Genomic DNA, 8047 nt, shown 5'->3' with positions numbered 1-8047 from the left:
AAGGGAAGCTCTCGCTCCCCCGAATAATGTACATCGAATGCTAGTACCTCAGCATTTTCCGCAGCATGGGAGAGGTCGGACGGGCCCTTTAGGCCTCGTCCGGGTGAGGGCCGTCCGCGCAACCTTGCTTGCAGTGTGTCTCGACTTGCTCGGTCGGCCCTCACCCGAGCATCGCTGCAGGCTCTGCTCGACCTTTCCCCAAACTTCGTTTTGGGAGAGGTGGCAGTTTGCAGGTCACCTCTCCCGAGCGCAGCATGGGAGAGGTCGGACGGGCCCTTTAGGCCTCGTCCGGGTGAGGACCGTCCGCGCAACATCGCTTGCAGCGTGTCTCCACTTACTCGCTCGGTCCTCACCGGCCAATCACAACCCAGCCCCACGTGATTCTCGCAAGTGCTTTAACGCATCAATTTCTTCATCTCGTCCCAAGGCCGTGTATTAGCGACGTCGTCCTTAGTCAAACCGCCACGACGTGCTTGCTTGATCCCATATCGCATCACGTCCAGCCCGTCGGTCGAGTGCGCATCGGTGCTGATCACGATCGGGATTCCGTGCCGTTTGGCAGCCGCCAAATGCACGTCATTCAGATCCAGTCGTGCCGGGTTCGCGTTCAGCTCCATCAACGTCCCGTTCGCTTTGGCGGCCGTCATCACCGCATCGATATCGACTTCGTAGGGTGGACGACGATTGATCAGCCGTCCGGTGGGATGCGCGATACAGTCGACGTGTGGGTTTTCAATCGCGCCGAGAATGCGTTCGGTGATCTGGTCGCGTGGTTGTTTCTGGCCGTAATGGACACTCGCCAGTACCCAGTCGGCTTCGGCTAAACAATCGTCTGGCAAATCCATGCCGCCTTTTTCGAGAATGTCGCACTCGATGCCTTTCAGGATCACCAGCCGGCCTTCGTATTGATCGCGAATTGCATCGATCGCTTTCCATTGTTCGCGAAGTCGTTTCGGATCCAATCCAAATGCCATCGAAACACGCTGGCTGTGGTCGGTAATGGCAATGTACTTCAGTCCTCTCGCGATCGCGGCGTCGGCCATCTCTTGCAGCGTTGCGGTTCCATCGGTCGCGTTGGTGTGCATGTGCAAGTCGCCGACGATGTCGGACGTTTCAATCAGGTCGGGCAGTTCGCCTTTTTCGGCCCACGTGAATTCATGGCGAACTTCGCGAAGCTCGGGCGTAATCCAAGGCATTCCGATCGCCTTATAGACATCTTCTTCGGTTTCGCCAGCCACACGCGAGTCGTCTTCGGTTTTGAACACACCGTATTCGTTCACTTTCAGCCCATGTTCTTTGGCGATCCGCCGCATGTGAACGTTGTGTGCCTGAGAACCGGTGAAATACTGCAGTGCCGCACCAAACTCGTTCGCTTCGACCAGACGCATGTCGACTTGGAATGCTTTGGCGACACGAATCGAAATTTTGGTATCGCCGCGAGCGATCGTTTGGCTTCGCTGGGGAAAGGCTTCGAAGTGGTCCATCGCTGCGGTGCGGTCTTTGGCGACGACAAGCAAGTCGAGGTCGCCGATCGTTTCACGGCCGCGGCGGTAGCTACCCGCCCAGCTCATCTTCTCGATTCCCTCGCAGGACTGCATGTGGTTGCTGATGGTCGTGGCCAATTCATCGCCGGTGGACCAATAAATTCGCTCGGCCGCCTCCTGGGCGATCGCCAGCCCGTCCAGGATTGTCTCTTCGGATTTGGGGCCGAATCCTTTGACTTTACGGATTCGTTCCTCCTGACAGGCGCGTTTCAGGTCGTCGAGCGATTCAATTTCCAGAGCTTCTTGCAATTTCATCGCTTTTTTGGCCCCCAATCCAGGGATCCTCGCCATTTGGATCACAACCTGGGGGACCGCTTGGCGCAATTCTTCCAATTGGGGTAACCCGCCGGTTTGGATCAGTGTCTCTGTTTTTTCACTGATTGTCTTGCCGATACCCGAAATGTCGGCAAGATTGCGATCGGGATCGTTGATGATGGCCGCGACTGGCTCGTCGAGATCGCGGATCGCTTGGGCGCCGTTGCGATAAGCTCGGATACGGAACGGATTTTCGCCGCGGAATTCCAGCAGTTCCGCCATTTCGTCAAACACATCTGCGATTGCCGCGTTATCCATCCGTCATACTCCACTGGGTTTTTTAGATTTACATTACCAATCCGTTGGTCTGAAAAACACCACCAGTTGCGAGGAAACGAAATCCAGCACAGAATAGCGAAGCCGAGTTCGGAGGATAAGCGAATTGGTGAGCGGCCTCATTGGAACTGAGGTACCCCGTAAGGGGCTGCGGGTTCGAGTCCCGTGTCCTCCGCTTAAAAGCCACTTGCCGCCAGCCGGTAAGTGGCTATTTTTATTGGTATTCACGTCGTTTACGCGTCTTTTTCGGGAAGTTAGTTTTGTCTCGAAAACACGATGTTCCGATAAATGTTCCGATAAGAAGCCTGTCAGGGACCCCAATGTTCCGATAAGACCGGCAGGAGTGCTGCCAAATGGTCACGCGAGCGCGTCGTCAATGGAAACCCGACAGCCGGGGATACTACACCCGGCAGATAGGCTGGAAGCTAAGTAAATCTGGCATCCGGCAGCAGCACAAATTCATCTTAGGTACCGACCTCCGCCAGGCTGAGATTCGCGAGGTCAAGCTTCGAGAGATCTGGACTGTTATCGCGAGCCGCTCGCGCGAACCGGCCCCACTTTGGTGCGAAACCGAATTAGAAGTCGCCCGAGCCACCGCCAAAGGAGCCAGTGAGTTTGTCCTGCCCCGCAACGGTGGTGAGACGCCGACGAACTACGCGGAGCGACTGCAAAGGCTCCAGAAACGTTTCGCAGTCATTCACGTTCTGCCGGAGGATCGACGTGCCTATCGAATCGGAGAGGAAAATCTGACGAGACTGGAAGCAATCAACGACGATGGCCAGCTTGCCTCCGTCCACACGCGACTAGAAAACGTGGATCCCGCAAAAATCTTGGCGATGCAAGAGTCTGAGCGGGTGCTTGTCGCTGCGGGAGTGCCGCTTACCTCTCCCAAACCGGACGTCGTTCCCGACAAACCGTTTGTTGGCGAAGAATTGCCCGACAGCGATGCGCGTCACTTGTCTCGCTCCGAAGTTACATCGTGCGTGGAGCCAGCAGACGCAATTGCGATCGAAGGAATGCTGCACCAAGCAATGAAGAAATATCAAGAGTACCTCGAGCGCGAGTTCCACCGCCCAGAGTCGAACCAAATCTCCCCCTGGGGTAAAACTCAGGTGAAGCAGGTGGAAACCCTGATTCAGCATCACGGGGACCGCCCGATTTCCGATTTAGATTCTTCCGAAATCAACGAACTAATCGGGTACTGGCGTCGACGCCCCTGCAAGCTCAGAACAACGACTCCGATGACAGCGAAAAGCTGCAAAAACTATCTGAGCGCACTCACTCGCTTCTTGAAATGGCTGGACACCAGTTCGCGATTCGAGTGGACAAAACCCATTGCTTTCGGCGACATGGACACGCGAATCAGACGTCTTGCTGTCGACCATGCACGAAAGAGCTTGGAGCAGGTAGATACGTTCTCACTTGATGAACTGAAATTGCTGATGCGATATGGACATCCGTTTGATCGGCTTTTGCTTTTGATGGGGCTCAATTGCGGCTTCGGTCGTGCAGAGATCGCATCAACATTGGTAGGCGAAGTGCACTTGTTCTCGGCCCACTCACCCCGGCACCAGGAAATTCTGGACTTCAAATCGACCGCGGAGGATTCCTTCATCAAGCGGGTCCGTCGCAAGAGCGGCGTTTATGGAGAGCACATTCTCTTCCCATTGACCGTCCAGGCCATCCAGTGGGCGATGACGCATCGCAGAACATTCCCAGGCTACGGCCCTCATGCGGTGCTAGTAGTCAACAGGGCGGGCACCGCTCTCGATAAGTCCACCAAGGCCGGCAACACAAACCAAATGATCCCGAATCACTTCGATCGGTTGATCAAACGCATTCGAGCCGATGGCCACGACATTCGGTCATTGTCGTTTGGAAAGCTCCGTAAGACTGGCAGTCAGCTCATCAAGCGTTTTTCTGATGGGGAGATCATGGGAGTGTTCGATTGCCATGGGCAACCCGTCAAGAGTGACGCTTTAACCGACGCGTACAGCAATCGTCCATTTGGTCGCGTGTTCACCGCGATTCGCAATCTCCAGGAATACCTGCAGCCCGTGTTTGCTGAGGCGGGCAACGACCCTTTCACCACGCAGGACGCAGCATCAAACCAGTGACCATCACAACCCTCTCCAGACAATCGCCCATTCGTTGAACCCTCCAACGACGAACGCAAAAAAGTGTCACGCGTGGATGTGGTAGGGGTAAAGCAGACCTCACGTAAACCTCATTTGAGATATCGATCGAACGTGGGCCAAATCTATCACAAATCTCGCTCCGAATCAGTCGGATGAGTTAATTGACAGGACGGGTGGACGAGCGCGCGATTTTGTTGGGTTGTCTGAGTTTTTTGACACGACGCCAGCAACACAGACTCAATCCCGACCAATAAGAAGGCCACTCCGGTTACCACGCGATTTTCCATCCAGCTCCTACCCCAGTTTCCAATCGCCGCTTCTTGTATGCCGAGATCTGCGGCGATGATGGCCATTTCTTTTGTAGGTCCGCGAGCTTGTATGTAAGCAAGCACGTCCATCCCGGAACCAAAAAAGATTACGCAACATATCACCCCAATCGAATAGCCGAAGAATGCACATTCGAGGCGCGTATGCACAGCTAGCGTTGAGCCACGCAGGAACCAGAAAAACGCGATGGAAATAAAGAAATATGCTATTCCCCAGTACGCGACTAAATGCAGTCGATTCAAGTAGTCATGACCAAATGCCAACGGGGCACAGCATACGACTGCTACTACGACAACCGCTTTAAGGCCTTGAACAAGATGTGCCATCTACTCTGTCTCGGATTCGGGAACGACTAGAAACTCTCCGCTTCGTAGAAATCTATTTCATGGACACGACCACCATAGCTTTGGTTAACAACGGCATCATAGAGTGTTCCGACAGGTTTCAGCGGCACTGGCCCCGGGTAAAAGAAGATGATGTTCTTTTTTGCGTCAGTGTCTTACCAAGCAGGATTGAGTAACGCGTCGCCATCAGTGACGTTTAACTGGTCAGGAAGAAGAAAAATTACGTTGTCTTCTTCGGAAAATCCTTGGACGGCAAAATGACCGGGCATGAACGTGATTCCTTCACGTATGTCTGGTCTCCCGTTCATCCGCCACTTAAACGAAACGATCATGTTTTCAGTCGCGAAGTCGCATCTTCGTGAGCATACATCTAGATAATTCTCTGCATACTCCGCGAAAATGAAATCGGGGGTTGCGAGTGGATGAGTTCCAGCATGCAAGGCATTGGGCAGCTTTGTTCGTTGATAAGCACGATTTAGTTGTGGTCCATATATCCATGCATTCCACGCGGTCTTATCCGTGCGGCCTACAAATGCTTGGCCCGAATCTGTTGCTCGAGACCAAATGGAGTACGCCGCAATTAACCCCAAGCCAATGCCGAGTCCAACGGCAATCTACATATTAATTAGCTTTGCGGTGAGAAAACTCTCACCAATTGGATCAATTCCTCCAATCGGATCCCCATGCACATAAGCGTATTTGTGCAAAGAAGTGACTCTGACGCGATTGGCTTAGGGTCGTCGTAATTCTCGTCGTGATTTACTTGTCAAAGATCAGTTTTGTTTTGGGCCGATCTCAAAAAAAGCTCGGCGCGCGTTTTCGGGTCGGAGCAAGGTCACGCTCGATGCGTTTTTTTCTTTAGTCGCTGCTGCTGCTGCGCACGCAAGTTGCGCGGTCGCCCAGCGTGGTCGGCATCCAGTCGAAAGAAACGGCGAACTTCGTGTCCGCCGAGCAGTCGCTGAATCTCCGGTACAGACGCTAGAAGAATAATCTAAGAGACCTGCCCCATTTGAATTGCCTCATCATCGCGGTAGGATCGTACGGTTTTCTTATCCATCGAAGCCATACTGGCAGAGGCAGCGAGAGACTTGCCATCCTGCATTTACTTGGTTACTGGAAAATTGAAGACGCCTGTATCGAGATTCCAGAGCGACGAATAAGCAATGTCGGTCTACGTTCACGAGTATTTCCACCCTGCCGAATCCAGCTGAGCCTTGTGATTCGTCTAGAACAATTTGATGCCCTCTCCCCAAGCTAGCTTGCGTCCCACGTAATGGATGACATTAATCCGGGTTCAATGAGCGAATCGGAAGATACGTAAAGCTTGCTCGATTCATTCATCAAGCAGGGATCGCCGAGATCAAACATGGCTTTCTGGAACTGCTTGTACTTCCTAGACTTGGCTGCGTGTTGCTGACGCTGGACTGATCGATTAATGGCCCCCATGAAATCCGATAGATACTTGAAGTGCAGTAGCACGCCGTTCATCGGCGTGTGATTGTGTTCGAAAGGGAAGATTACATGAGGATTCCAGAGCCAAGTCTCGGGTTCCCAGTATACCAGTGGAGTCTTGGCTTGCCATCCTCGATCGACACCGAAGAGCCGCTCGCTTGGTCCTCCGATCCATCGAACCTGTGTTCCCGTTGTGTCATCATAATTCACTTGACGCGAGTACCCTTCGCCATCAAACCAGGGACATCGATCGAGTAATCGCTGTGACTTCAGTAGTACTGTCGAACCAATCGATGTATCGGAGTACATTTCGACCATCAGCGCCGGCATTGACTTAATTCTTAGCGCATGCAGGTGTGAACACAATTGTGCCAGACTACGACTTTCACAGTCGTCGTAAACCAACTGTTCGTCCGCGTCAGAGCAGATGACCCATCGATTGACGCCGTAGTAATGATGAATCATCGCGGATGCCCAGCCGCATCCATTTCCATCTCGGAAATCCAGATCTGTATAAAAAAGATCGACATCTGTTTGTGACTGGAGAAACTCGCGTGTTGCATCCGTTGACCCGTTGTCGATGATTGCGAATCGATTTGCACCCAATCGCCGGTAATGGTTGATCGTGTCAGGGAGCCGAACTTCTTCGTTGTAAACAACCATTACCACCAGAATTTCGTCCTGAGCCAGCTTTTCACCACGACGAATGATTTGGAATGACTGAACCTGCTTTATCGCAGTCTGGCGTGATCGATCCAGGCGTGATTCGATTCTATCTCGGTCGAGCATGCGATGAACTTTGAGAGAAGACGCCAATTTATTCTGCTGCGGAATTTCTAACCATTGAAGAATGCCATCGCACGTCGCGGCAAAAGAGGCGTTGTTGGTTGCCCGTAACTTCTTGGAGAACGAAGCAAAGTGAGCATCGTTAGGAGCATGAGTGAGGAGCCGGTCAATGGAGTCACTCCAGTGCGGTAGCGGCACCCTAGTCAAATCGACTCCAAACCCGAGTTGCTCGACAACTTTCGCATTCCAGCGATGCTCGATGTACGATGGGAACATCAAGACGGGTACTTGTAGCTCCAGCGCGCGAAGTGTTAGTCCATGATTGGCGTTGCAGACGACTAGTTGATAGGGTGCGTCGCTGTGTGCGGTCTTGACCAGTCCCTCAGCCAAACGCAGTCGCTGAATCTCAAAAATCGACTCAGGAACCGAACCATCCGATACGAGGACGATTTCAAGGCCAATCTGGGACAGCAACTGGCAGCGAGGGACTAACTGATTGTCTGCTCTTAAGTAGGCAATGGCGCGTGGTGCATCGCTCGTGGCCCACTGTGGCGTGAGCCCGGTTTCATCACTCCAGGCGCCGCAGTATTCGTTTTCATCGCGAGTGGCTCGATAGGGGTCGAACTCGGGGGTGCTGACCAAGAACGTGCGATCTGCTTCGACGAAGATGTCCTCCCAAGACTTCGGCGTCATCCAACCAGGCGATGCTTGTGCGGCGTGCTGAAAAGCTTCGAGAATGAGATCAGCGACATGGTTCTCGTCTTTACTGACGGGACATCCAAACATGCTCTGCAAAACCTGTCCGCATGGAGGCATTCCGAATCCTAGACCAATTCGAGCGGTTGGAATTCCCATTCCTTTGGCC

4 protein-coding genes and 1 tRNA gene are annotated in these 8047 nt (G+C 53.1%); 2 read left to right on the top strand and 3 right to left on the bottom strand.

Annotated elements, in window-relative coordinates; translation table 11 throughout:
• Positions 1 to 395: 395 nt before the first annotated feature.
• Positions 396 to 2117 (bottom strand): DNA polymerase/3'-5' exonuclease PolX, encoded by a 1722-nt coding sequence (gene polX / locus ABD971_RS00050; RefSeq protein ID WP_345318243.1) that lies wholly within the window; start codon positions 2115 to 2117, stop codon positions 396 to 398.
• Between the two features lie 110 nt (positions 2118 to 2227).
• On the opposite strand from polX, the gene ABD971_RS00045 reads away from it, so the two are divergent.
• Positions 2228 to 2310, top strand: a tRNA-Ser gene (locus ABD971_RS00045).
• Between the two features lie 178 nt (positions 2311 to 2488).
• Positions 2489 to 4252: a hypothetical protein gene (locus tag ABD971_RS00040; protein ID WP_345318241.1), complete on the top strand. Its 1764-nt coding sequence runs from the start codon at positions 2489 to 2491 to the stop codon at positions 4250 to 4252.
• Between the two features lie 146 nt (positions 4253 to 4398).
• Here the strand turns inward: ABD971_RS00040 and ABD971_RS00035 are convergent, their stop codons facing one another.
• Complete coding sequence (locus tag ABD971_RS00035; protein WP_345318239.1) at positions 4399 to 4926, bottom strand: hypothetical protein; 528 nt, start codon at positions 4924 to 4926, stop codon at positions 4399 to 4401.
• A gap of 1272 nt (positions 4927 to 6198) precedes the next feature.
• Positions 6199 to 7998 (bottom strand): glycosyltransferase family 2 protein, encoded by a 1800-nt coding sequence (locus tag ABD971_RS00030; RefSeq protein WP_345318237.1) that lies wholly within the window; start codon positions 7996 to 7998, stop codon positions 6199 to 6201.
• Positions 7999 to 8047: the final 49 nt, after the last annotated feature.

It is taken from the genome of Novipirellula rosea (genome assembly GCF_039541335.1).
GTDB lineage: Bacteria > Planctomycetota > Planctomycetia > Pirellulales > Pirellulaceae > Novipirellula > Novipirellula rosea.
The sequence above is the reverse complement of the archived record's forward strand: the minus strand, read 5'-3'. Positions and strand labels throughout refer to the sequence as shown.